The organism is Methylocystis sp. H4A, assembly GCF_015709545.1.
In the GTDB taxonomy this organism is placed as follows: domain Bacteria; phylum Pseudomonadota; class Alphaproteobacteria; order Rhizobiales; family Beijerinckiaceae; genus Methylocystis; species Methylocystis silviterrae.
Window position 1 is genome coordinate 227,683 of sequence record NZ_JADNQY010000027.1, and the last position, 26,638, is coordinate 254,320.

The 26,638-nt window shown below is 61.3% G+C and carries 17 protein-coding genes; 10 read left to right on the forward strand and 7 right to left on the reverse strand.

Features of this window, described 5'->3' with window-relative positions:
* Window positions 1-26 precede the first annotated feature (26 nt).
* From IYW40_RS15815 to IYW40_RS15860, 10 genes are all read left to right on the forward strand, one after another.
* On the forward strand, window positions 27-1,469 hold the full coding sequence (locus IYW40_RS15815; RefSeq protein ID WP_196401264.1) for a sigma-54 dependent transcriptional regulator: 1,443 nt from the start codon (window positions 27-29) through the stop codon (window positions 1,467-1,469).
* Window positions 1,456-2,838: an ATP-binding protein gene (locus IYW40_RS15820; RefSeq protein WP_246720842.1), complete on the forward strand. Its 1,383-nt coding sequence runs from the start codon at window positions 1,456-1,458 to the stop codon at window positions 2,836-2,838. The genes IYW40_RS15815 and IYW40_RS15820 overlap by 14 nt, the downstream gene beginning before the upstream one ends.
* Window positions 2,835-3,842, forward strand: coding sequence for a HupU protein (locus tag IYW40_RS15825; protein WP_196401265.1), 1,008 nt, complete (start codon window positions 2,835-2,837; stop codon window positions 3,840-3,842). The genes IYW40_RS15820 and IYW40_RS15825 overlap by 4 nt, the downstream gene beginning before the upstream one ends.
* Entirely contained in the window at window positions 3,839-5,290 is a 1,452-nt protein-coding gene (locus tag IYW40_RS15830) for a nickel-dependent hydrogenase large subunit (protein WP_196401266.1), read from the forward strand. The genes IYW40_RS15825 and IYW40_RS15830 overlap by 4 nt, the downstream gene beginning before the upstream one ends.
* Window positions 5,291-5,505: 215 nt before the next feature.
* Window positions 5,506-6,588 (forward strand): hydrogenase small subunit, encoded by a 1,083-nt coding sequence (locus tag IYW40_RS15835; protein WP_196401267.1) that lies wholly within the window; start codon window positions 5,506-5,508, stop codon window positions 6,586-6,588.
* A 23-nt stretch (window positions 6,589-6,611) separates the two neighbouring features.
* Complete coding sequence (locus tag IYW40_RS15840; RefSeq protein ID WP_196401268.1) at window positions 6,612-8,483, forward strand: nickel-dependent hydrogenase large subunit; 1,872 nt, start codon at window positions 6,612-6,614, stop codon at window positions 8,481-8,483.
* A gap of 10 nt (window positions 8,484-8,493) precedes the next feature.
* Entirely contained in the window at window positions 8,494-9,213 is a 720-nt protein-coding gene (gene cybH, locus IYW40_RS15845; RefSeq protein ID WP_196401269.1) for a Ni/Fe-hydrogenase, b-type cytochrome subunit, read from the forward strand.
* Window positions 9,214-9,216: 3 nt separating this feature from the next.
* Window positions 9,217-9,807 (forward strand): HyaD/HybD family hydrogenase maturation endopeptidase, encoded by a 591-nt coding sequence (locus IYW40_RS15850; protein WP_196401270.1) that lies wholly within the window; start codon window positions 9,217-9,219, stop codon window positions 9,805-9,807.
* Between the two features lies 1 nt (window position 9,808).
* Window positions 9,809-10,036: a hypothetical protein gene (locus IYW40_RS15855; protein ID WP_175093187.1), complete on the forward strand. Its 228-nt coding sequence runs from the start codon at window positions 9,809-9,811 to the stop codon at window positions 10,034-10,036.
* A 22-nt stretch (window positions 10,037-10,058) separates the two neighbouring features.
* Window positions 10,059-10,424 carry a HypC/HybG/HupF family hydrogenase formation chaperone gene (locus tag IYW40_RS15860; RefSeq protein WP_246720843.1) on the forward strand — a complete coding sequence of 122 codons (366 nt, stop codon included), beginning with the start codon at window positions 10,059-10,061 and terminating at the stop codon, window positions 10,422-10,424.
* 314 nt (window positions 10,425-10,738) lie between these two features.
* On the opposite strand, the gene IYW40_RS15865 is transcribed toward IYW40_RS15860, so the two are convergent.
* The 7 genes from IYW40_RS15865 to IYW40_RS15895 form a co-directional block, all read right to left on the reverse strand.
* Window positions 10,739-12,625 carry a hypothetical protein gene (locus tag IYW40_RS15865; RefSeq protein WP_196401271.1) on the reverse strand — a complete coding sequence of 629 codons (1,887 nt, stop codon included), beginning with the start codon at window positions 12,623-12,625 and terminating at the stop codon, window positions 10,739-10,741.
* Window positions 12,626-12,636: 11 nt separating this feature from the next.
* The gene (locus IYW40_RS15870) at window positions 12,637-15,342 is read right to left on the reverse strand and encodes a caspase family protein (RefSeq protein ID WP_196401272.1); all 2,706 of its coding nucleotides are present in this window, start codon (window positions 15,340-15,342) and stop codon (window positions 12,637-12,639) included.
* Window positions 15,343-15,359: 17 nt separating this feature from the next.
* Entirely contained in the window at window positions 15,360-16,592 is a 1,233-nt protein-coding gene (locus IYW40_RS15875; protein WP_196401273.1) for a hypothetical protein, read from the reverse strand.
* Window positions 16,589-17,122, reverse strand: a complete 534-nt coding sequence (locus IYW40_RS15880; protein WP_196401274.1) for an SCO family protein — start codon at window positions 17,120-17,122, stop codon at window positions 16,589-16,591. Before IYW40_RS15880 ends, IYW40_RS15875 begins: the two co-directional genes overlap by 4 nt.
* The gene (locus IYW40_RS15885; RefSeq protein ID WP_196401275.1) at window positions 17,119-18,891 is read right to left on the reverse strand and encodes a hypothetical protein; all 1,773 of its coding nucleotides are present in this window, start codon (window positions 18,889-18,891) and stop codon (window positions 17,119-17,121) included. The genes IYW40_RS15880 and IYW40_RS15885 overlap by 4 nt, the downstream gene beginning before the upstream one ends.
* Window positions 18,852-25,439 carry a hypothetical protein gene (locus IYW40_RS15890; protein ID WP_196401276.1) on the reverse strand — a complete coding sequence of 2,196 codons (6,588 nt, stop codon included), beginning with the start codon at window positions 25,437-25,439 and terminating at the stop codon, window positions 18,852-18,854. The genes IYW40_RS15885 and IYW40_RS15890 overlap by 40 nt, the downstream gene beginning before the upstream one ends.
* A 405-nt stretch (window positions 25,440-25,844) precedes the next feature.
* Complete coding sequence (locus IYW40_RS15895; protein WP_196401277.1) at window positions 25,845-26,492, reverse strand: heme-binding beta-barrel domain-containing protein; 648 nt, start codon at window positions 26,490-26,492, stop codon at window positions 25,845-25,847.
* Window positions 26,493-26,638 lie beyond the last annotated feature (146 nt).

Sequence of the window (26,638 nt, forward strand, 5' to 3'; positions counted from 1 at the left end):
GCGCGACCTGCGGACCGGATGACGCAATGACTTCTTCTTCGACCGTGCTGGTGATCGACGACGAGCTTCGCTCGCGCGAGGCGCTGCAACGCGTCCTTTCCGACGAATTCGACGTGATCTGCGTCTCAAGAGCGAAGGAGGCGGAAGGCGTCCTCGACGGCGAACTCGTGCAGGTCATTCTCTGCGATCACAGAATGGCGGGCGAATCAGGCGTCGATTTCCTGAAGCGCGCACGCATCTCCTGGCCCGATCCGATTCGCATCATCATCTCCGGCTATACCGAGTCTGAAGATATCATCGCCGGCGTCAATGAAGCAGGCATCTATCAATATATCACCAAGCCCTGGGAGCCGGAGAAGCTGATCGCCAGCGTGCGCGACGCGGCGCAGCTCTATCGCTACCAGAAGGAGGTCGGCGCAGGTCTCGACAATAAGCCCGCTGCGGAGTTGCTCAAAGAGCAGATCGTGACTCGTCGCCGTAAGGAGAAGCGGCTCTTTGAATTCAGCCGCATCATTCACCACCCCGAAAGCCCCGTAGCGCCCGTTATGGCGCTCGCGCGCAAGGCGACGGAATATGACATCTCGGTCCTCATCACCGGCGCGTCGGGAACCGGTAAGGAGCTTCTCGCGCGCGCGATCCATTACGGCTCCGATCGCGCCGACAAGCCTTTTGTCGTGCAGAATTGCGGCGCTTTGCCCGACGAACTGCTGGAGAGCGAACTCTTCGGCTGCAAGAAGGGCGCTTACACCGGCGCCTATCAGGATCGCGTCGGTCTGTTCGAACTCGCCAATGGGGGCTCGATCTTCCTCGACGAAATCGGCGAAACCTCCGCCGCCTTTCAGGTGCGATTGCTGCGCGTATTGCAGGAGGGGGAAATCCGCCCGCTCGGCGCGCAACGACAGCGCAAAGTCAATGTGCGCCTGATCGCGGCGACGAACCGAAGTCTTGAAGACGAAGTCGCGGTGGGACGGTTCCGGCGCGACCTCTATTATCGCATCGCCGCTTTCCCGATTCATCTGCCGCCGCTCTGCGAGCGCCCGCGGGACATAGACCTGATCGCGATGCGCATTCTCGCCGACGTCAACCGTAGCTTCAGGCGCGGCGTCAAAGGCTTCACGGTCGAGACGCTGGCGCGCCTTTCGAGCTACGCTTGGCCAGGAAACGTGCGCGAGCTTCATAATGAAATTCAGCGCATGGTGACGCTCTCGGAAAATGACGGACTGCTGCCTGCAAGCCTCTTGTCGCCACGCATTCTCGCTCCGCGACTGACGAACGGGGCCGTAAGCGCGGCCCGTATGCTCAAGACGCGCGTCGAGGCGCTCGAACGCGAGATGATCGAGGACGCGTTGCGACGCTTCGACGGCAATATCAGCCGCGCGTCGGAAGACCTTGGCCTTTCCCGTGTCGGAATGCGCAACAAGATCGAACGCTATGGCGTCGAGCGGGATCTGCGCGATGACGAGGAGTAAAAATCACCGTCCGACCAACATGATCGATCTCCTCTCGGAGAGCGCGGGGCTGCCGGACGACGCGCAGACGGAGAATATGTGGCTCGAAGTCATTCATAAGGTCGACGAGGTTTATTCCGATCTCATTCGTTATGAGTCAGATCTCGAAATCAAGAACGCCGAGCTTGAGGAAGCGCAGCAGTTCATTTCAAGCGTTATCGCTTCGGTTTCCGATATCCTTGTCGTGTGCGACGAGAAGGGCCGCATTCTTCAGGTCAATCCCGCCTTTCAGCGCATCACCGGTTTGAGCCCGAAGGACTTGCGCGGCGCGAGCCTTGCGGATTTCCTGGTCGAGGAGGACCGCGCGAGCGCGTTGCAGAAGATCGCCGAAGGCGTCGCTGGCAAGGTCACGGAATGCGAGCTGCGTTTTTTCGCCGCGGACGGCGCCTCCGATCTCATGGCGATCAATTGCTCTGCTCGGTTCGATCATACGGGGCGGCGCGTCGGCGCCGTGCTCACTGGACGCCCGATCGGTGAGTTGAAACGCGCTTATGAGGCGCTGCACCGCGCGCATCGTGAATTGCAGCAGGCGCAGCGCAAACTCGTCGAGCAGGAAAAAATGGCGAGCCTGGGTCGGCTCGTCGCGGGCGTCGCGCATGAACTCAACAATCCCATCAGTTTCATTTATGGAAATATCCATACGCTCGACAAATATCGCGGGGCGCTCGCTGAATATTTCGAGAAGTCTAGCGTGAAGGCGCAGAATGACGCGTTACGGCGCCGCTACAGGATCGACGCTATTCTTGCCGATCTTCCATCGCTCATCGAAGGGACGATGGACGGCGCCGTTCGCATCAGCGACATTGTAAGGAATTTGCGGCGCCTCTCCTTCAGCCGGCCCGCCGAAACCCAGCGCGTCGATCTTGAACGCATCGCGCGCACGGCGGCAAATTGGGCGGCGCGCAGCAAGAAGACGCGCGCAGAAATCATTTTCGATTGTGAAGAGAGCGTCGTTGTCGAAGCGCATGAGGGGCAGATTCATCAAGTGCTCGTCAATCTGATCGACAACGCCTTCGATGCGACGAAGGATGTCGCTACGCCTCGCATTCGCGTCGCGATCCGTAAGACGAGCGCGCACGCAGAAATCATCGTGGAGGATAATGGGCGCGGAATGTCAGATGTGGTGCTGGACAAGGTGTTCGAGCCTTTTTTCACCACCAAAGTGGTCGGCGAAGGGACGGGCCTTGGTCTTTGGATCAGCTATTCCATCGTCAAGGAACATGGCGGCTCCATTGTCGTCGCCAATCAGCCGGGCGGGGGCGCAATGTTTACGGTGCAGTTTCCGATGAACAGCGCGCAACAGCAGTTGCGGGCGGACGAAGGCGGATGAGCGCGGGCGCCTTCAACATATTATGGCTTCAGGCCGGAAGTTGCGGCGGCTGCACCATGTCCATGCTTGAGCATGGCTCGGGCGGATGGTTTCGCGAGTTGGACACGCTCGGCGTCAACCTGCTCTGGCATCCAAGCGTCAGCGAGGAGACCGGAACGGAAGCGCGCGTCGTTCTGGAGCGCGTCGAGGCCGGGGAGACGCCGCTTCACGCGCTTTGCATCGAAGGCGCGATTCTCTGCGGACCCGACGGAACGGGTTTCTTCAATCGTCTCGCCGGCACGGGACGCGCCATGCTCGATTGGGCGCGTGCTCTCGCCGCCAAGGCGGATTATTGCGTCGCCATTGGCTCCTGCGCGACCTTTGGCGGCGTTCCCGCCGCGGATCCCGATCCCACTGACGCCGTCGGTCTGCAATATCGCAAGGCCGTGGCGGGCGGGGCGCTCGGCGCCGATTATCGGTCGCGGCGCGGCCTGCCCGTCATCAATGTCGCGGGCTGCGCGCCGCATCCCGGCTGGATTATGGAGACGCTCGCGGCGCTGGCGCTGGACGTGCTGACGGCGGACGATCTTGACGCGCTCGGACGGCCGAAATTCTATGTCGATCATCTCGCGCATCACGGATGCAGCCGCAACGAATTTTATGAATTCAAGGCGAGCGCGGAGACCTTGTCGCAGCGCGGCTGTCTGATGGAGCATCTTGGCTGCAAGGCGACGCAGGCTGCTGGCGACTGCAATCAGCGGGGCTGGAACGGTTCCGGCTCCTGCACCAAAGGCGGCTTCGCCTGTATCGCCTGCACGTCTCCCGGCTTCGAGGATATTCGCGACTATCACCGCACGCCGAAAATCGGCGGCGTGCCCATAGGTCTGCCGCTCGACATGCCGAAGGCCTGGTTCATGGCGCTCGCGGCCTTGTCGAAATCGGCGACGCCGCAACGCGTGCGAAAGAACGCCACGGCCGATCATGTCGTCGTGCCGCCGCGCGGCGCGAGAAGGCCAAAGGAATGACACGCCTTCTTGTCGGACCCTTCAATCGCGTCGAGGGCGATCTCGAAGTGTCGCTCGACATCGAAGACGACGCCGTCGCTTCGGCGCGCGTGACGACGCCGCTCTATCGCGGCTTCGAACAAATCCTGGTTGGCCGTCCGATGGCGGACGCCCTCGCCATAGCGCCGCGCATCTGCGGCATCTGCTCCGTCTCGCAATCCATGGCGGCCGCGGCGGCGTTGCGCGCGCTTTATGGAGTCGCGCCGGCGCGTAATGGGGTCGTCGCGGCCAATCTCGCGCATGCGGCCGAGAACATGGCCGATCATCTCACGCATTTTTACATTTTCTTCATGCCGGATTTCGCGCGCGCGCAATATGCGGGGCGGAGCTGGCATGAGTCCGCCAGGCGACGTTTCAAGGCGATTGAAGGCCCGGCGGCGAACGAGGTTCTGCAGGCGCGCCGGCGTCTTCTCGAAATCATGGGGATACTCGCCGGCAAATGGCCGCATAGTCTCGCCTTTCAGCCGGGCGGAACGACCTGCGCCGTCGATCTTGGGCAGAAGGCGCAGCTCGTCGCAATCGCTCGCGACTTTCGCCATTTTCTTGAAGCCGCGGTGTTCGCGGCCCCGCTTGAGGCCCCCCTTGGCCTCAAGACGCCCGAGGAATTGGAACGCTTTTGCGAAGGACGCGGCGCGGATGGCGATTTTGCCGCCTTCTGCCGTATCGCGCGCGCGCTCGATCTCGAAAATCTCGGCCGCGCCGCAAATCCCTTGATGAGCTATGGCGCCTATCGTGGCGAAGCGGGCGCTTTTCTGAACGCGGGCGTGTTCGATCCCGTTACGGGCGCGCTCTTGCCGCTCGACGCCCATGCGATCCGCGAAGACGTGTCGCACGCCTATATGCGTGACGGCCCGGAAGAGCCGGCGCTCGCGCGCACGGAGCCTTATGTCGAGAAGCCCGGCGCATATTCTTTTGCGAAGGCGCCGCGTCTTCAGGGGCGGCCGGCGGAGGTTGGCGCGCTCGCGCGGCTGGCGGTTCACGGCCATCCGCTGGTGCGCGCCCTTCTTGAGCGTTCGCGTGGCTCTAATGTTTTCGTGCGCGTCGTCGCGCGCCTCATCGAACTGGCGCTAGTGGCGGAGGCGGCGGAAGGCTGGGCGAAGGCGCTGGCTTTGAACGAGCCCTTCTGCGTTGTGGCTCCGCACGATGAGGACGGCGAGGGCGTTGGCCTCGTCGAAGCCGCGCGCGGCTCGCTCGGACATTGGCTCGGCGCACAGAAGGGAAAGATCCGCGCCTATCAGATCATCGCGCCGACGACATGGAATTTCTCGCCGCGCGACGCTTCCGGCGTGGCCGGTCCGGTCGAGCAGGCGCTCGTCGGCGCGCCGCTCGAAGGCCATGGCGCGCGCGCCGCTTCCGTGCAGCATGTGATCCGTTCCTTTGATCCCTGCATGGTCTGCACGGCGCATTGAGGGGCTGGCAAGCGCCTTTCCGGCGATTGAAAATCGACTAGCCGCTCTCGCGCGAAAATTCTCATCGAGACGCGCCTCGAACTCTCCTAGCTTATTGGAATTAAATCAATTTCAATCAACCGGCGCGCTTGGCCCGGACCTTGCTCACCCTTTGAAAACAAAGCGCGACGCGAGATCGCGACGAAGGGACGAAGACGCCATCAGGAGGAGCGGGAATGGCCGCAATCGAGACTTTTTACGACGTCATTCGCCGACAGGGAGTGACGCGCAGAAGCTTCACGAAGTTTTGCAGCCTGACCGCCGCCAGTCTCGGCATGGGTCCGATCGGCGCCGCGAAGATCGCCAATGCGCTCGAAACCAAGGAACGCACGCCCGTCATCTGGATGCATGGGCTCGAATGCACCTGCTGTTCGGAAAGCTTCATCCGCTCGGCGCATCCGCTGGTCAAAGACGTCGTTCTGTCGATGATCTCGCTTGATTACGACGATACGATCATGGCCGCCGCCGGCCATCAGGCCGAAGCGATCCTCGTAGAGACGAAAGAAAAATACAAAGGCAAATATATTCTCGCCGTCGAGGGCAATCCGCCGCTCAACGAAGGCGGCATGTTCTGCATCGACGGCGGCAAGCCTTTCGTCGAAAAGCTGAAATGGATGGCGGAGGACGCCATGGCGATCATCGCCTGGGGCGCCTGCGCCTCTTGGGGTTGCGTGCAGGCGGCGAAACCCAATCCGACGCAGGCGACGCCGATCGACAAGGTCATCCACGACAAGCCGATCATCAAGGTGCCGGGGTGCCCGCCCATCGCCGAAGTCATGACCGGCGTCGTCACTTATATTACGACCTTCGGCAGATTGCCCGAACTCGACCGGCAAGGCCGGCCGAACATGTTCTATTCGCAGCGCATCCATGACAAATGCTACCGCCGTCCGCATTTCGACGCCGGCCAGTTCGTCGAGCAATGGGACGACGAAAGCGCCCGCAAAGGCCACTGCCTCTATAAAATGGGCTGCAAGGGGCCGACGACCTATAACGCCTGTTCGACGGTGCGCTGGAACGGCGGCGTGTCTTTCCCGATCCAGTCGGGCCATGGCTGCATTGGCTGTTCGGAAGACGGCTTCTGGGACAAGGGCCCCTTCTACGAACGGCTGACGAACATCCATCAATTCGGCGTCGAGAAGAACGCGGATGAGATCGGGCTTGCGGCTGCCGGCGTCGTCGGCGCGGCGGTCGCGACGCATGCAGCCGCGACTGCGGTTAAGCGCATCCTCTCGAAGAACAACGATCATTCGGCCTGACGCCGCTCTCCAGGATAACAGCCATGACGCAGCAGCGCATCTCACAAAATGGCGCGGCCGAAGTAACCCCCGCCGCCGCTCCCGCCGTCGCCGCAACGGCTTCTGCCGGCGTCGACACGCCCAACGGCTTCAGGCTCGACAACAGCGGCAAGCGCGTCGTCGTCGATCCGGTGACGCGCATCGAAGGCCATTTACGTGTCGAAGTGAATGTCGACTCCGACAATGTCATCCGCAACGCGGTTTCGACCGGAACGATGTGGCGCGGCATCGAAGTGATCCTGAAGAACCGGGACCCACGCGACGCCTGGGCCTTCACCGAGCGGATCTGCGGCGTTTGCACCGGCACGCATGCGCTTACCTCGGTGCGCGCCGTCGAGGACGCGCTCGGGATCGCCATCCCGGAGAACGCCAATTCGATCCGCAATCTCATGCAGCTCGCGCTGCAGGTGCACGATCACATCGTGCACTTTTATCATCTTCATGCGCTCGACTGGGTCGATGTGGTTTCGGCGCTCAGCGCCGATCCGAAGGCCACTTCCGCTCTCGCGCAATCGATTTCGAGCTGGCCGCTGTCCTCCCCCGGCTATTACAAGGACTTGCAAACGCGCCTGAAAAAGTTTGTCGAGTCCGGCCAGCTCGGTCCCTTCAAGAACGGCTATTGGGGCAGCAAGGCCTATCGGCTGCCACCCGAAGCCAATCTGATGGCTGTCGCGCATTATCTCGAGGCGCTCGACTTCCAAAAGGAGATCGTGAAAATCCATACGATCTTCGGCGGCAAGAATCCGCATCCCAATTGGCTCGTCGGCGGCGTTCCATGCGCGATCAATATTGACGGAACCGGCGCGGTCGGCGCGATCAATATGGAGCGTCTAAACCTTGTCGACGGCATCATCGATCAACTGATCGAATTCAACGACAAGGTCTATATCCCCGACATCATGGCCATCGGCTCCTTCTACAAGGACTGGCTCTATGGCGGCGGCCTCTCCGGCACATCCGTGCTTGCCTATGGAGACGTGCCGGAACACGCCAACGACTATACGGACAAGAACCTGCTCTTGCCGCGCGGCGCGATCATCAACGGCAAGCTCGACGAGATCCATCCCGTCGATCATCGCGATCCAGAGGAGATACAGGAGTTCGTGACGCACTCCTGGTATAAATACGGTGACGAAACCAAGGGCCTGCATCCCTGGGATGGCGTCACCGAGCCGCATTACGAACTCGGACCGAACGCCAAGGGCACGAAAACCAATATCATCGAGCTCGACGAGGGCGGCAAATATTCCTGGATCAAGGCGCCGCGCTGGCGCGGTCACGCAATGGAAGTCGGCCCGCTGGCGCGCTGGGTCGTCGGCTATGCGCAGGGCAAGCCGCAATTCAAGGAGCCGGTCGAGAAAGTGCTGCACGATCTCGGGCTGCCCACTTCCGCGCTCTTCTCGACGCTTGGCCGCACGGCGGCGCGCGCGTTAGAGAGCCAGTGGGCCGGCTATCAGATGCGGCATTTCTTCGACAAGCTGATCGCCAATATCAAGGCCGGCGATCTTGCGACCGCCAATGTCGAGAAGTGGGAGCCCAAAAGCTGGCCCAAGGAGACGAAGGGCGTCGGCTTCACAGAGGCGCCGCGCGGCGCGTTGGCGCATTGGATCAAGATCAAGGACGGGAAGATCGACAATTACCAGTGCGTCGTGCCGACCACATGGAACGGCTCGCCGCGCGATCCCGCCGGCAATATCGGCGCCTTCGAGGCTTCGCTGATGAACACGCCGATGGTCGATCCCGCACAGCCGCTCGAAATCCTGCGCACGATCCACTCCTTCGATCCCTGTCTCGCCTGTTCGACGCATGTGATGAGTGAGGACGGACAAGAGATGGCGAAGGTGCAGGTGCGCTGAGGAGAGGGTCATGACCGACATTTCGCGAATCGATGTCGCCGATTCTCATGGCGAGAGGGTCGTGTCGCAGCCGACCGTCTATGTCTATGAGGCGCCGGTGCGGCTCTGGCATTGGGTCAACGCCCTCGCCATCCTGGTTCTGATCGTCACCGGCTATCTAATCAGCTCTCCCTTGCCGACTGTCGCCGGCGAGGCGTCGCAGCATTTCGTCATGGGCTACATCCGCTTCGCCCATTTCGCCGCGGGCCAGATCATGGCCGTCGGCTTTCTGCTGCGCGGCTATTGGGCTTTCATGGGCAACGAGCATTCGCGGCAGATCTATTACGTGCCGGTTTGGCGCGCCTCCTTCTGGAAAGAGCTCGCGCATGAAATCCGCTGGTATGCCTTCCTCGAAAAGGCGCCCAAGAAATATGTCGGCCATAATCCGTTGGCGCAGACGGCGATGTTCGCCATGTATACGCTAATGTCGGCGTTCATGATCGTCACGGGCTTCGCGCTCTATTCGGAAGGAGAAGGCGCCGACAGTTGGGAGGCGAAGCTCTTCGGCTGGGTCTTCTATATCTGGCCGAACAGCCAGGAAGTGCACACTTGGCATCACCTCGGCATGTATGTGATCGTCACGTTTATCATCATCCACATCTACGCGGCCGTGCGCGAAGACATCATGTCGCGCCAGAGCATCATCTCCTCGATGATCTCGGGCGAACGTCACTTCAAGGATGGAGCCTGATCCGTGGCGCGGCGCGTGCTTGTCCTTGGCATCGGCAACATACTTTGGGGCGACGAAGGTTTTGGCGTGCGCGCAGTGGAGGCGTTTCACCGTCGCTACGCCCTTCCGGAACACGTCACAATTCTCGACGGCGGAACGCAGGGGCTCTATCTCGTGCAATTTGTCCGCGAGGCCGACGATCTTCTTGTCTTCGACGCCATCGATTACGGCCTTGCGCCCGGAACGCTGAAGATCGTGCGTGATGGCGAAGTGCCGAAATTCACCGGTTCAAAAAAGATGAGCCTGCATCAGACCGGCTTTCAGGAAGTGCTGAGCGCCGCCGATCTCCTTGGCGATTATCCTTCGCGCCTCGCGCTCGTCGGCTGCCAGCCGCTCGATCTCGAAAACTGGGGCGGTCCGCTCACCGAGCCGGTGCGCGGCGCGATCGACGCCGCTGTCACGGCGGCGCATGACATCCTGTTGGAATGGGACGTCGATTGCGTCCGGCGCGCCGAACCGCTGTCGCCGGAACTGGGGCTGTTAAGGCATGACATCGATCATCAGAGCTATGAGAGCCGGAGAGGCGTCAACGCTGCCGGCGAATGGAGGGATTGACATGAGCTTCCTGCGAATGATCCTCGTCGCGGCGGCGCTCGCGCCTGTCATGGCGGAGGCGCATCCGGGCGCGCATCCATATGGGCTCGCCGAGAGCCTCACGCATATCGCCACCCAGTCTGATCACCTTCTCGCGCTTGCCGTCGCTTTCGGCTGGATTTCCATCGTCGCGACGGGCGCGCTTGGCGTCGCCTATGCGAGCCGCAAGGCTTTGCGCGCGCACGACTGAAGCATCGGACGGACGGATTCCCATGTGCCTTGGCGTTCCGATGCGCGTGATCGACGGCGACGACATGTCGGCGCTCTGCGAAGGCGCCGGCCGCACCGAGCGCATTTCCATGCTGCTTATCGGCGCGCAGCCTCCCGGCGCGCATGTGCTCGTTCATCTCGGCACGGCGATGCGCGTGCTTGAGGAAGAAGAAGCCGCTCTGATCACGGCCGCGCTCGCGGGCCTTGACGCGGCGCTTGCCGGACGGACCTTTGAAGCGCATTTCGCCGATCTTATCGACCGCGAGCCGCAATTGCCCGCCCATCTGGCGCCGTCCGACGAACCCGATCGTGATGTTCCAGCACCGAAACAACTCGTATCAGAATCATCGTCGACGCAGGCGACTTAAGTTTGTGCTTCGAAAAGATATTTGCGACTTGCGCAATCGAGTGGCGGCCTTCCAGGACCATCCGCGCCAATTACGCTCGACCGCTCGGCGTCAAACGGGCATTCTTATGGATGTTCATCCGGACCTCCGGGAAAAGATGAAGCTTCACAACTCCACTTTCCTCGGTCTCGTCCGGATGGACAACATATAGAAAGCTCACATCTAGCCGCCGCCGCCGAGAGCGGTGTAGAGGGCAACCGCGTGTTGGTAACACCGAGGAGCTCCGGCGCAGGGTTTTATTGTCTACCTCGGAGAGAGGGCTCCTTCGGCAGTCGTCAAGCATGCCGATCAGCTCTCCAAAGATACCTTCTATGGACGCTGCCCCAGAACGAACCTTTGTCGACCTTGAACGTGCGTTGCTCGGCGCCGACACAGGTTTCAAGAAATTTCGCTGTGCGCCGCGCTCGATGCTCGCTGTCGATTCGCTTGCGGATAACGAATTCGATTTCGCCTGCGCCATTCAAGATGACTGTCGCCCCTCCGATCACGTCGACTTCGCTTCCATCGAGCCTGATCCGACCGGATTGCGTCACCTCGGCGACGACGCCGAACTGTACTTGCCGGTCAGGACCCACACGCCGAATCACGCGCACGGAATCGATTGTTGGTCGTGCGAAACCTGGCCCCGTTTTTAGGCCGAATTCGTCGATGTTGTCTGGGTTGAATACGGCATCTGCAAGCGCCGCCGCCTGTCGCATGATCTCATCCGCTGCAGGCGACGATCCAGGATCTTGCTGAAGACGAAGCGTCGCGAGACTGAGCGCGTGAACCCGTTCAATCGGCCTTTTCGGACTGTTCCAGCGCAGAGACTCTTCGGAAATATCGGGAACGTCTTCGGGAAAAATCCGTCGGCGCGAAAAGGCCGCGATCAGCTCCTGGCGAAACTTGTATCGGTCGTCGAAGATGAGTTCTTGATCGGCGGTGATCATGGCTCTGAGATAGTCGCCAAAGGTCACATCCACGGGTGGACAATAATCGATGGCGCGGATGCAGAGCGACAGCATTTGCTCAGCTGTCTTAGCCGCGCGGTCAGCCAGAAGCTTCACATAAGACGGATGGCGCGGTGCGCCGGTCCAGGTGGATTGGGCGTAGATCGTCTGTATCGCTTCCGCACGGCGATCGAAAACGCGCGAAAACGCTTCGACAATGGCGGAGACGAGGATCGAGCCGCGCTTATGAGGCTCGAGAGCGTCGCCATATTCGTACTCATCTTGAAATTGGTCGATCGCTATTCGCGCCGGCCCGTTCATTCCCGTCGCGTGTCCAAACTGCTCGGCGAGCGCAAAAATCGTCTTGTCACGTCCAATTTCTCCATCCCCGCGAATGATCGCTTCCTCGACGGATGCGCTGTGGGCGAAATGCTGAAAAATCGCGACGAGATCGGCCAACGCCTCATGCAGCGCGAGCACGTCCGGGTTCGTCGGCTCATCGAAATGAGCCCGCAATCCGGCAACGAGCGCGTGAGTCATTTCATGCGCAATAATATCACGTGAAAGGCATGTGTAGATTGTGCTGCTGGGGAGCGTGCCATGCCCCGCGTTAGGATCAGCCATAAAATAGCCGAAGCGCAGTTCGCCCGCATGGCCATCGTAATATGCGTTGCGCTCTTCAGTAAAGTGGGGCCTAATTATAAGCCTTTCTCCGTCGAACCCCCAAGAAAGCTCACGACCGAGCGCGACAGCAAAGGTTGCGATCACGTCGCTGCACACGGCGTATACCATTTGCTGTCGAAATTCCGGACTGGACGCCGACGGCGTATAGCCCTGCGTGATCAGAATCTGGTTCTCTTCGAGATCGACGCCCACCGCGCCCGAATCGGGACGATCGCTACACATTACGTGCAGCACAGACCCCTTTGGTCCTTTTTCGAGCGGCTCGTACGGCACGGTCAGCACAACCGCATTGCCCGTATAGCCATTACGCACGGGCTCCGACATGAATATCCGCAGGGGACGGTAGAGCGGCTCTCCTTTCTTGGTCCGCCTTCGATTGAAGCGCGCGGCGCGGAGCAGATTGTCGCCGTAGTGATAGTCTCGGCCGACCCGCGCAAGAAACATCCCGCTTGCCCGTCCCACGTCCTCCTCGCGATTTGCGGCGTCCTGCTCGACCTGAGTCTGGACTGCCTCGCTCGCGACGCCGCCATCGTCTTCGCCTTCGCGCATCGTTTCCTCCTCTAGCGGATGACGCGCGCGATTGCTTCGAGCATGTCGGCGACAGCGCTGGCCCGGTGCGCGCTCGAGCTTCCCAGCAATTCCGGCTTGAGTGCGACTGCGCCCCCGGATTTGGCGCCAGCGAGGAGTTGAGACTGCTTCATCGCAACGGGGCAGTCGAGCATCGGCGTCTGTCTGGGATTTGCTCCGAAGCCCGCAATGACCTCTTCGTTGAACGCGCGGTTTGTAAGCCCCGCCTGCGAGAGCAGCGGAATCGCAATCCGCGAATAGTCGCCGCGGCCATTAGTCTCCCATGCAAGTTCATTGTCCTTGCATGCCGAGAACGCAACCCAGCGCATCTCTTCCTGTGTCCCGCCGCGACTGAACGCGCGCGTGCGCCTCGATCCTCGACGCATCTCGAGGTAACGGTCGAGCACTGAACGACGCAGTTTGACAAAGCGAGGTTTGCCGTTTGCCGAAGGTTCTAAAACGCGGCCCAACGCAAAGCGACCATTGGAATAGGAATAGCAATTGTCCATGAACATCGTCAGATGAACGTTCTGAGGCAACTTTTCCAGTTCGGCGCGGATTTCATCGTCGACAAGAAGTTCGCCAGTATCGTAGTCGACCGGACAAATGGCCTCGTCTTTACCGCCCTCGTCGTCGCCATCCTGGTCTGGCACAAAAGTGCCATGTCCAGAATATTGCAGCACCAGCACATCGCCGGCCTGGCTATTCGCGATCATTTTTCCGAGTTCCTCGATAATATGGCGCTTTGTCGCGCGGGAGTCGTGCAGCGCCTGCACCTCGAATCCGAGTCGTTTCAGCGCTGCTTCCCATTCTTGCGCATCAGCGACGCAACCGGAGAGACGATCATCGGGGTGGCTATATTTATTGATCCCAATACAAAGCGCGGCGCGACGTCCTGCCATTTTCGTATCGCTCGTCATGGCAATTTCTCCTTGCAAAAAAAATGGTTGCTTTTCTAGGGTCGCAAACGACCGACTCTCCGTGTCTGGTGGAAATGGCGCCGGCAGTTGCGCGCCGTCTGCGACGTGGAGGATCCGCCGCGCAATACTTTCCATCGTCGGCGGATCATTATCGAAGCCGCCATGTGTGTCGGAACGGCTCGCGGACATCCCCGTTATTGCCTGCGTCGGCGAGAAGACGACCGATCCTGTCGCGGACGAACCGTTGAGGCCAAAGCGTCGCGCGAGCGTCGCATTTCCTCTCAATGATCGCTCAAGCCCGAGAACAGGTTCGCCGGGCTCGGCCTCGAGCGCATTATGGATGAGGTAGAGCAGCGATTTGCGGTAGGCGAAGGTGACCGTGTCGTCTCTTTCCGCCCTATCGAACATGGTGAAAACATCGACGCGCTTCACGGTGTCGCCGACAAGTGGATCGATCAGACGCGAATAGGCGTCGACCGTGATCGCTGGAGCGAGAAAATAGATTGCGTCGAGAGCGGGCGCGTTGAGCGCCTGCATGCGTTGCAGCAGATGTGCATGGAAGATGGAGCCCGCACTGTGGCCGATCGCGTAGACCTTCACTCTCGCCGCGAACGCGGCGACAAATCGTGCAAGGTGCTCAAGAACGAACGTCCCGGCGGCGCCCGGTTCGAATGCGCTCGACGCGGACTCCTTCATCTTTCCCCAGATCGCGCCACCCCCGCCTGCGCGAACCGCGGTTTCGACAATTGCGTCCGATATGTCAGGTAGATCTCTCGTGACGCGTGCGACGCCAAAGAAGCGGAGAATGGTTTCGAGCAGTCCGGTCTCCCAAGTGAAATGGATCGGGTAGACGCCGCACGCCTTCCACCAGGGAATTTGATTCTGCGCAATGTGCAGACCTGCTTCCTCGCTAACAAGTCCGCCATGCGCATAAAGCACGATCGGGAGGGTCTTGCCGGCAGGTAGCGAGTGAAGCGCGGCAGGCAAATGGTGCGAAAAGATGCGCGTCACCTGTTCCGCCGAACTCGAATAGGCGCCGCCAGAGGAGAATCTGCCATTCCAAATGTTGATCATATGCGGCTGCAGAATGTCGGGATCCAATTCTCTGCCCCGCATAGCGCTGTCGCGTGGCGCCAGCTTGCAGCAGTTAGGCTCATGCAAATGTATATGCGCATCAATCTGCGGGGCCGCGCCGAGCCAGTCACGCAAAGCCGTGCGACTTGGACCTGACTGGCTGCGGCGCGCGCGGGGTAGCGCTGTTCCTCGGAAGGCGCGGACAGCGACGACAATCTCCGGATAGGAAATTCCAGATCCCGGACAGGTCTTGGATGTGCCCAGCATATTGTGGAATTGCATGGACTCTGGCGCTAGCTCGAATCGGTCCTGAACTAGCGCGATGACACGCAGCGTCGCTTCTCGTTGCACTCCGTCGAACGTTTCCTTCCCATCGTCGAAGTCGCCAACGACGCTCACCATGAATGGGCCTGCCTTAGCATCACCATTGCGCCCGCTCGCCGAAGCGGGCGGCGCATCCCAATGGCGGCCCGTCCAGATCATGCCTTCGGGGTCGATCGTGACGTGCTGCGCGATATCGGACCAGCCCTTCTCCTCCGTGTCGCGCCGCCACATCTCTTCGATCGAGGCGCGCCCCTCGAAGGCCGCAAGATTCGGCCCCCATGTATGATGCATATGCACTTCGATGATGGAGCGACGCCGGTTTGGAAACCAGTCGTCGAGGAGCCGCTTGAACTCATGAATATCGATTCGATGGAATGGCATCTCTTCATCTCAAAACGTCAATGACGCGCCGCACCGGCGCCCAACTCGATCCTGTTCGTTTCAACGACGCCCGAGAGGCGATACTGCCGATAATCGATCTTTCGCCATCCAGGCGGCGCAAGGACGGCGGTATCCAGCGCCTGCATGAATCGACTACGCGTAAGGCGTCTCCCGGCTCTGATGAGTCCATCAACAAGAACGAGCGCGCCAGCATCGGCAAAGCGCAGTGCATCGCTAAGCACTCTGATCTCGACCGTTGTATCCTCGCTGGACGCGGGGCGAATATCGATGAGGGTCGCGCCCGCCGGACGCGCCTTGATTTCGTCGAGGCGCCCCGCGACGACATCCAACGGCGCGATGAGATGTTCATCTGCGGCGAGCAATGGAACGCCTCCGAGCGCAATCCGACATTTTCGTGTCATGGACGGCCCGGGTTTAAGCTCCCGCTTCATCGCCGCAAAAAGCGAAGGCGCGCGGCGGGCGTCGTCATCGTCGATCGATACAGAACCGCACTCCGACGCCGCCGCGCCGAGCGCCTGCCCGAGCGCCGTAAAGTCCGGGGTGAGGCCACGATTGCGATCGGCGTCTTCATCTCCCTCGAACGGATGGCGGGGGAACAGATTCAGCAGTCCATTTTTCGTGAGGGTGGCTTCGATCTCGCGTTGGGCCGCCGTCAAGCCGACAATTGCGAAAAGTGACGACGCCCTCTTGCGCAAGTCCGCTTCATTCACGGGCTCGACCAGAATGCGTCGACCAAAAATTTGTCCGCCTTCGCTCCATCTCACAACGGCCGCGGCGAAGAGCGCGGGAAGCGCGTCATCCGCACGCGCCACGAATACGCCAATGCGGATACCTTCCTGCTCAACTCCGGCGCTGTCTTCGGCGCGCAAGGAGCCAAGAAACCCCAGAAGCTCATCCGCAAGCGGCGCGTCGATTACGATGCGCGGCATGACGCGATCGATATTGCGTCCGTCAGGCGTGCGCCCGTCCGCGAGAAGACGCGCCAACGCGCCGCCATCATATCCGGACGGTCCCGCACGATCAGTCAGACTTTCCGTGTCGAGCGCCGGCGCCTGCAGGCCTCCCTCCCGCCGGCCGCCGCCATCAAGTCCATGGCAGCCTGCACAAGGCTGCGTGTGGCCTCCGCCGGGAAGCTCGCCGCGCAGGAAGAGCGCGCGCGCATAGCTCGCGCAGGCTTGCGACGCCCAAAGACAGACACAAAGCAGTATTGCGACGCTCGGAGCTTTCATGACGTGAGACGTTTGATAAGCGCGACAATCTCGCGCGCGTCCGGCTGGCCGTTCAAGCGGAACAGCTGTCCATGCACGGCGAGGAAGATGACTGTCGGATGCTCGTCGAGCGCGCCAAAGCGGACATCGAGCCGGTCGAGCAATGCGTCAACCGCTTCGCGGTCGCCTGTCAGGAACCGCCAGCGCGCGCTTGCGCCAGTCTGTGCGGCATGGCGCGCCAGGCGCTCTACAGTGTCGCGCAATGGATCAAGCGTCAGGGTCAGGAGCCGCGCGTGCGGCGCAAGCTGCGTATCGAGGAAGTGCATCTCTGCTTCAGTGACGGGACAGGCCGCCTTGCAGCCCTGGAAAAAGAAGCTGAGCACGGCGACGCCGTCAGGCGCCATCAACTCCTGCCCGAGGTCCACGTGGCGACCAAGTTGGTCCGACAGCTCGACCGATGGCAATGTGACGTGAAAAGATTGAAACGCCGATGCGCCCGCTGCTAAAAATACGAAGAGCGATGCAGCGGCAATACGCTGCAAGGCCATCATGGCGCCGACTCCACCAGCTTTGGCGACGTCTTCATGCCGTCGCCATAGATAGCATAAAGCACGAGAGGCCCTGGGCCCGCGCTACGAAGAACCACATGATGTCGCCCGTCCGCAATCGTCACCGGCGCCTCGGCGCGCCATGGAGAGAGAAGACCCTGCGCGATCAACGCATGCGCCGCCGTCCCCTCCGATTCGAGCGTGAAGTCGACTTCCAGGCCTTGCGCAGTCCGACGCAGAACTTCGATATTGAGGCCGATTTCCTGGGAAACCTGCGCCTGTGACGCGTCTACCGCGCTTGGCCGCACGGCAATATCGCGGCAAAGCAGCGGGCTCCTGGCGTCGTCAAAGATGAGGAGCCGATGCGGTCCGCCGCGCGCAAAGGTCACCAGCGCCTCATACTGTCCGGGCGCCGTCTCGCGGAGGCCACGCGGCACGGCAAGAAGGCGCACGGGCGGGTCGCCCTTGAGATTGACCGAGTGTAGCGAGGCGCTGTCGTGGACTCCGGCGTCAGCAAGGAACAGGACGGCGTCGCGCGATGGCGAAACGATCAGAAGCGTCTCGCTATCGGGAGCATGCGCCACGAGCCCCCGATCCGCTTCACCCGACGCGCCGTCTTGCGGACCGAGCGGAATTCGGCGCACCATCGGTTCTTGTCCCTTGCGAATGCTGTCGCGCGCAATGAGCGCCGCGGTTCCGCGGCTCTCGAGGATCATTGCGATCGAATGCTCCGTGAAGCTGAGGTCTTCGAGCGCGACGCCAAACGCAATGGCCTGGACCATCTGCCCGAGCGCCAGATCGATGATGCTCGCCTTCCCCTCGCGGCGGAGCGCCGCGATCGCATAGCGGCCATCGGGCGTCAGCGTCAGCATGTCGGCTCGATTGGCGAGCGCGATCTTTTGGGCGGGCGCGCCATCAAAATAGCGCAGCATCGCGACTGGCGCGGTTCTGTCCAGCTCGAGTACAGCATTTGCGAGCGGCGAATAGGCTATCTTGCTCGCGGTCTCGAACGGCGCCGTAGCGACCACGCGCCCTCGCGCATTGACGAGAGCAATCGTTTGCGCGCCCTCAAACAGCAGCGCGTCGTCTTGGGTCGCACGTACGCCGTGCGCCTCGAACGTCAGTGCAATGCGCTGAACCTTGTCGTTGCGCAGGAGTAACGCTGCGCTGTCGCGCGTTACGACGCCAACGCCATCCGGCGTCGGCGCGATCGCGCGTGGCGCGGAAATGCCATCAACAGGCGCGACGACGCCCGAGGCGACGTCGATCCGGGCGAGAATGTCGCGCTTCGGCAGGATCGCGTAGAGTGCGCCTCGCGCGTTTACGACGAGGTCGGACGGCGCTTCCTTCAGGTCGATGATGCGTAGAATGTTGCTCGTCGCGAGCGAAATTTGCGGATCGACAACGCTGATACGCCCATCTTTCGAGAGCAGCGCAAGAAACTGCCCGTCGAGCGCGATATCGCCGCGCGCGAGAGCCCCGGTCGCGCGGAGCGCCCGCGCCGTTTCGGCGCAATCGCCGCCGACTCCGTCCGTCGGCCTCAGCAATCCGCGCGGTTGCTGCAGGCTCTGCGGACGGTCCAGCAACGCGTTGCGGAACGCCGCCTTGAGTAGCAGCGGCGTGCCGGACACGGCCTCACTTTCCCGTCCGGTCGTGGGATCGATAAAGGTCGTTTCGAGGACGATCGGCGTCACCAGCTCTTCGGTCTGAGCCAAGTCGACGGCGCCGATAATCAGTGCGAAAACGCCTGCTGCCGCTCCGAACCGGGACATGCGCCCTCGCCATTTTCATCTGTTACTTCGAGGAGTCCCCACGCGCCATGGCCAGCCATCAGGCGCGGACCGTCGTGCCAGAAATGGCATCCCGGTCCGAGCGGGCGACGCAGCGCGGCGGTGATCGACTTGCCAGGCGCGAGCAGCGCCGCGTTCGGGAACCCGAACCCCGGGAAAAGATCGTCAAAGCCGTTGCCCGTGATGATGAAGGCGCGCTGACGCGCCCGCCCGCCGGGATGGACGACACGAAACATGACTTCCTCCCGGGCCCTTGCGCTCAGAACGATCGGCGTGCGCTCCGCGCCTTTACCCTTCACATGGAAAATATCCTCGCCAAGTTCGACGGCATTGGCGTCGGCGGCGCCATTCAGCACGCCCTCTGTATAGGGCGCTTCGCCTCTAAGATTCTTTCGGGCGAAGATTGGCGTCGATCGATAGTTCACGCCCTTCTTGCCGAAGTCGTATGTGTCATCGCAGATGCGGCAGTCCGCGACGGGCATGCCTCCGTCCGAATTCTCGGCGTGAAGGTTGAGCCCATCCTGCCAAAGTAACACATGCTCGCTCAACGCGGCCTCAGGGGGCGGCACATGCTCGCCGGCATTGTCGAACCCCTGCTTCAGCTTGATCGACGCGCTCGCTTTCATCTGCGACGGGACCAGCGTGACGGCTTGACCAGGCTCCGCTTGCGTCGCTGGCTTGCCATCGACGCAAACGCCAGGCTGATTGCGTCCGGCGTAGCAGGCGCCCTGCGGCTCGACGATGAGCGCGCCCGCGAGGCCATGCGGCAGCTGGTTGAAAACATCGCCAAGCGGCCGTATCGGCAGCGCGCCGAAAGCGTAAGGTTGAAATCCCTTTTTCTGCGTTTCAAATTTCGCAATCGTGTCGCTGATGCATTGGGCCAGGGCTCGATGATGCGCAGCGTCAGGAAGCGCGTCGCCATTCATGGAGAGGGCAAACCAACGTCCCAGAACGTCTATGATGAAGGAATTTTGCTCATTCTTGCCGGGGTCATACTTTGCGAGACGCGCCGACTGCAGCCCCTCTGCATCGCAGAACGGTTGGGCAAATTGCCGTGCGAGTTCGTCAAAATAATTCTGTTGCGACTCATCCTTGGAGCTTAGCACGCCGGCATAGAAGAACATGCGCGCCGCTTTCTTCGGCGTCACGCTCTCGCCCGCGTCAACGCCGACCGGGCTCGGCGTCGTGCTCATATTTGATGTTGCGGTGAGGGGGATGGACAGCGCCAGATGGCTCGACGGCCGCGCATTCCGCGCCGCCGGTTCATTTCCCGCAAGAAATTCGCCTGTCTCGACATTCCATCCGTCATGCGTATCGACGTTGAGCGGCGTGATCTTCGGCATGAGAGCGTCGCCCGGTTTGTCTTCGCCGTTCTCATCGAGCGCGTTGACCAAAGTGAGATCCAGGCAATCGCCGGCGTTTATGCGCAGCACGAGCGGCTGGATCGCCGTCGTCGGGAGCTCGCCCGAAAAATTTTGGCTCGCAGAGAGCGAGTCCTTGACCTTTCGGATGATGGTCGGTTGACTTGCGTCAGACGCGGCGAGACTTGCCGCCGGCCAAATTTCGGCGTTCTGCTCCGAGTCGATGAGCACCAGCAGGCGACCATTGGGGTCACGCAGAACAGGCGCCTGCGGATGATAGACGACGCCTTTGGCGTTCAGCGCCGTCGCCTCCACGGCCGCCACGGTCGCCCGCACATGCGGCGCGCCGGGCAGACAGGTCACGCCGAATTTAGGCGTCGGACGCCTCGCGGGCAAAGACGGCGCAAGCGCCGTTTCTTCGGCTTCCGACGGCGGCTTATTCCGCGCATCCTCGGTTCCCAAGATCGCACGCGCTGTCGTGAGCGACGTGAGCCGCTGAGACGCAGGCCTCAACTTGCTTCCAGGCGCCTGCGGATTAGCCTTGATGCAGTTCAGCGCCTTGCTGGGGTCGTCGCTCGGCGCGTCGAGGCATGCGCCGATGTCATAGGCGACGCGCGGCCGTTTCGACTCTTCATACACGCGCAGAAGCCCCCATGCGCCGTTCCAGATCGCATCAAGCGTGCCGAAATGATAGAGGAAGTCCGACGCCGTCATACGATTGGCGAAAACCGGATCGGCCATCAGATCTTTGGGCGCGGCGCGCGCGACCTTGCCTCGTGGCGCGGCCCGCGCAAGCGATTCAACCACCGGCAACGCCGCCTGCATAACCCCTTCCCGGCGCATTGGCGCTTCGAACTCGAAGTGCTCCGAGATGCCGATCTCCTGCCCTGTCTCTCGGCCATCGACATTGTCGCACGCCGCTAGCAGTGAAGCCCGCGCGGACCTGTCGACGCCCGCCAGCGCCACCGTGGCGTCATGACACCGGCGCCACCATGTCGGATTCGCCTCCGCTTCCTGGTTCTGCGACGTGAAATCACGATGCGACACAAAGTGCTGATCGAGATTGCGGGGGAAGGTTACGCCTTCGAGCGTGAAGACGTGCTGAACCTCCTGTGCGCCTTGAATGAGACGGATCTGAATATTTTCATTCTCGTAGACGTCAAGGATCGGCGTGCAAGGATCGCCATGGGTCTGCCCGGCTTGCGTGCCGGTGAGCATGATGCTGCGGAAAGTCTCGCCGAAGTCGCCCATGTCGCCCATCCGCTGAGCGGCGACGCTACGATCCTCTTCCTTGCGATCACCCGCCGCGGCAAAACCACAGGGTCCGTAACCCAACCCTTCGTTCTCATGTCCGGCGCGCGCGCCGACACGCAGCGGCACAGGCTCATTGCGATAATTCACGAGGTAAGGATCGTGATGATCGACTGAAATCGACTCCGGACGTTCCGGCGCGGCGATCGGCCGGCCATGGATGCGCCGCTGCTCCAGAGCTGCGCTGCGCATCTGCGCCGCGACGCTCTGCGCTTCGTCGGACGTGTAGTGCGTATGCAGAATGGGTGACGCCGAAACGCCGTCCGCGCCGCCGCCATCGCGTCCGCTGCAGGTGGAAGCAAGACTCAGTTTGTCGTCATAGGCCGCTTTGTCCCGGGCGTAAGCTTCGGCCTCCTTCGCGAGACAAACAAGGCCTTTTGCAGGAGTCTCCTCCCGATACTGGATCTCGGCTTTCGGCGCTTTTGGATCGTAGAGCAGTGCGAAGTCGGCAATCGCCAGCGCATATTCACGCGTATCGGCGACATGAGGTTTGCGGTCTGGATCGCCTCGCTCGAGCACGAGCTTGCGCGGTCCGACGAGCTTTTCATCCCCGATGCGGAGCTGTATGCCGGCGTCCTCTTTCGCCAGCTTGTCACAGTCCTTCTTATTCGTCACATGCTCAGGGCAGATGCTTGCATGTGTCGGCTCTATGACGAGCGCCGAGTAGAAGCCGTGCTGCTGGATCGATGACGGACCGAAGTGATCATGCGTGAAGACTGTTCGCATGGTGCGGTCCGTCGGCTTCGCGCCAACAATCTCCTCAGACAGGATCGGATCCGCGAACCAGCGTTGGACCGTAGTCTGGAACCATCCCGGCTGGCCGCCGGCGCCAAGACGTGGCGTTTTCCAGTGATCCTTCTTGCCGCAGACTCGACCGCGCAGCTGGGTCGATCCTCCTGTTACAGAGCCGCCATGAGACGGCTGGCTCGCACAGATGCGTTCGGAGATTTCGTCAGGCGCAAAGGTGCCGTCTTCATAGTTCCAGCCATTGGCCGAGCCGTCGGAAGACGTCACGTCGAATTTCACGAGATGAATGTGCTGCCCGACAGTGTCGGTCGGCGTCTCGACCTGAAAGTCATCTCGCGCCAAAGTCTTGGGCATTTCATTGGTGTGGCGCAGCTCGATGCATTCGCCCGAGCGCGCCCGGAAGAAGAAGGGCGCCGCGTCTGCGCGGATCTTGTTTTTGTAATCTCCGGCCTCGCTGCTCAACACATCGATGCGCGCCTGCGGATCGTGCCAGCCAGCGCGATTGACGATCATCTTCTGCAACTGGACCGCGGACACATCATAGCGACGGAAGCCGATCATCTTGGGATCGGGCGTGAACGCGACGCCATCGTTGGTGAGCGGGTCCGATTTCGCCGCGCCCGCGTTTAGCCCATCGGCGATTGCGCAAGGGTCGGCAAAGGGCGCGCCTGGACGTGGCGGAGCGCCATTAACGTAAAACCAACCCGGAGCCGCGGCGCCGCCAGCAGCAGTGGCCGTCGCCGCGGAAATCGTGACCGTTGAATACCCGCCTTTGTCCTTGTCGAATTGCGCCGGCGATCCGTCGATCTGGCGCAGCCGCAGCGGCTGCGTCTCGCCCGACGCGCCGGCGAGAAGCCCATTATGATGAAAAGCCATGCCGCGCTTTTCAACGTCGGAGCCGTCATATGGCAGAATATTGAGATGCAACTTCGTGTAATCCGCCGAGAGATCGCCGATGGCGAGCGAGCGGGCGAGTAGCGCATTAACATTTTGCGCGCCGTCAATAATCGGCGCGGCCCCCGCCGCGAATTCGCGCTCGCCGTCCTTCACGACATGACGCGGCAGGCCCGCATCCAACGGCTTGCCATTGTCCAGCGCCATGTCGAGCGGCGGCTGCGGCGCACGGTGGCCCGGCTTGCCGTCGATGTAGAAAGGATAGCCTGGCATGCCCTTGTCGCCATAGGTCGGCAGCAACGGCAGCGGCTCCTCCGGCAGCGGGACAAGCGCAGGTATCGGCGTGCCTTCGGCGTTCGCCAGATTCGAACCATCCGGCAAGGTGCCCGCGCGCGTCTTGTGTTCATCGTCCGACGCGGTCGGATTTATCGACAGTCCCGGGCTCTTCTGTCCGTCCGGCAGTTTGCGCGAGCCGTCCTCGAAAACATCATGCGTGCGCCAGAGCTCCCACATGCCCTGCGCGAAATGCGGATAGAGATGGCAATGGAAAATCGAGTCGCCCGGCGCGCGATTGCGGTTGCCGGCGCCATGCGTCTCCCACCATCCCCCCGGCCCTTGATCGCGCAGGCCGCCATGATAGATGCGGTAGGTGAAGCCCTGCTGGGGCCCGACCGTCTGACTGTCGAGATAGGCGCCGCGTCCGGAATCATTGCCCGCGAACCACTGGTGCGCATGCAGGTGGAAGACATGCGTCTCCTTGGGGCCTGCATGGAAATTTCGGAAAACGACGCGGTCATTCAGATAGGAGTGATGGACATTGGACGGGTCGTCCGGGAACTGTTCGAGCAGCGCCGGATCGCCATTCGCCCATGACTGCAGGAAGAATTCTTCGTAGAGGCATTCCACGCAATCGGCGGCCGGCCCCATTTTCTTGCGGTTGGCGATGAGCATGGGGCCCATGCCGCCAGAGCCATAATTGACTCCGAACCCGTCACGTACGCCGGCGAGCTGCTTGAACTGCGCATCGGCGCCGCCGAGCATTCGGTAGGCTTCCGCGTAGTAGGTCTTCATCTCATCGTGGAGCACGACGGTAAATTCGCGGAAGGCGGAGAAGCGCCCACGATCCTTGGCTGGCTCGCGCACGATTGCGTTCAGATCGCTATGCGCAAGGCGATAACGCGCTTCGCCATCCTTGCTCTCCTCCGCGCTCAGCATGTTGAGATAGGGGAAGCCGGCTCCGTCTTTCGCTTCGTAGTCGAGCTTGCCCTTGCGCGCGTGCGGCTCGGTCGCGCCTTCCTTTGGCCAGGCGGCGTCGAGAACGCCGTGCGAGACCTGACTCCTGTACCACGCGCTGCCTTTGGGCTCTGCGATGACGGATGCGAAAAGCCCGTGCGTAAGCGAGCCGCCGTCGCCTTCCCCGCCGGACATCGCCGCATTCGACGTTGCAAAGAAGGGCCCCTCGTGATTGATCTCAAATCGACAAACGACAATACGTCCGCCCGGCGGCAGCGCCGAGACGCCGAGACAGATGTCGCGGTCGAATCCGTCGGTCTGCTTGGCCGCAAGCTTGAGACCCGCAACGGCGAAATTTGCCAATCGCGTTTTCGGCCAATCCTTATCGATTTCAGGCTTGGTTGGCTCGCCGCCAGCTTCTTCCTTCTTCGCCTTGCAATGTTGCCGGGCGGACGACTGGCCATTTGGAAATTCGTCTTTCCATACGGCGTCGTTCAAATTGTCTTTACCGGCAGGCGGCTCGCGGAAAGAGTTCGGACAGAAGTCCTTCGTAAGTCCCGGCTGCAGCGGCCTGAGCAGATTTTGAAAATGGACCTCGAGCGTGTCGCCGACGTTGACCCTCAACGCCATAGGACGCGGGCGTTTGCAGTCGCGCAGCCGAACCGCTCCGGGCTCGAGCGCTGCGCCAATCGCGCGGGAATTCGTTTCGGCTTCGGGCGTTTCGCAGTCTGAGGCGGACGTGTACGCGACAGCCTTGTCGACCGGCACGACATCTTCGCGTAGCGCGTAGATCATCCCGAAGGGATTGAACGACCCAAAACGGTTGTAGACGAGCAGCTGGTCGAGCGCGACAACATTTGCGATGATTAGAGCGCCATCGCGTCCTGCCAGCGGTGAGGGCTCTTTGGCCGGCAAAGGCTTCGAAATAGCCCACAGGATCACGCCACTGAAAAGAATGGCGCTCAGTAAAAATATCTTTTTCATCGCAGTCATTCCTACTCTGGTTGACCGCTAAAAAGCCGCATCTATCTAACGGCTCAGGAACGCACGGGGCAGGGGGCGTTGTCAACACATGAGCGCGGACGACGCCGAATGCCGAAATTTTTTAAGTGTCCATGGCTTTTGGTGTAGGCGCGACTTTTGGTCTGCGGAAGGCTGGCCCGTTGCTCAGCAGAGACGATCAACCTCAATTGTGCTGAGTTCGGCGAACCGGATCGGTAACGCGATCGGCCACAACAGTTTCGCAGCCTCGGATGCGCTTCACGCGATTAGCCGATTCATTATCCGATTTGAGCGCGCCCCCAGTTCATTAGACTGGGTTACGTGCGCCGCTGATCGAAGAGCTGAGCGTTTCCTTCGTGAACTGCGTCATCGCCGCGCCAAGCAGAGCTAACCCATTTTGCCGTCCAGCAGGCCGACGAGCGGATTTGGCGTCGGGGGCGCGATCCGCCGCAGTGTATTTGTGTCGTGGTGGTTGAATGCTGGCGTGACGCCGCGCAGGGCGAGATCCGTTCGCGTCACATAGGTCCAGCTGCCATCGTCGTTGAAGGCGATGTCGATTCGGTAATAGTCGGTGCGAAACGCTTCTTCCAGGAAGGTCGTCGAGCAAATGCCGAAGCGACTGTCGCCACGCCGCGCCTCGACTGAAATGCGCGCGTCATCGGGTTTCGCCGTTCCACCCGCCAGCACGACTTGTCCTCGCGGAATCGCGATGGTCTGCATGATCAGGCCCGTGGCTGGCTCCCAGAGCCAATAACCGACCTGGTCGTGAAAGGTTATCGCCTCCTCCGGGGTGTTGATATGGATGTGATAGCGCAAACCATAGAGGAGCTGGGGCCCGTTCGTCTGCGGGTCGATCGGATCCATCCGGATATGCTCGCGGTACGCCCGCGTTTCGGGCCCTTCGGCCTTGGGATTGACGTCCACGCCTCGATCGGACTGCCACACGCCCGCCAAACGGCGCAACGGACCCAGATTAGCCAGCGTATCGGGGGAGAACTCAGGCTCGGTAAAAATATCGTCCGGAATGCTGCACACTTTTGTGTCCCTTTCCGCTCATCTGATCGCGCTGGTGATTGAGAAGCGTGCGCGGCCTGATTTCAAGCGGCAAATTTACCCAATCTGCTGCCGACATTCGTCGCAGCGGCTTGCGAAGGAGACAGGGCGATCATCGATGCGCATGG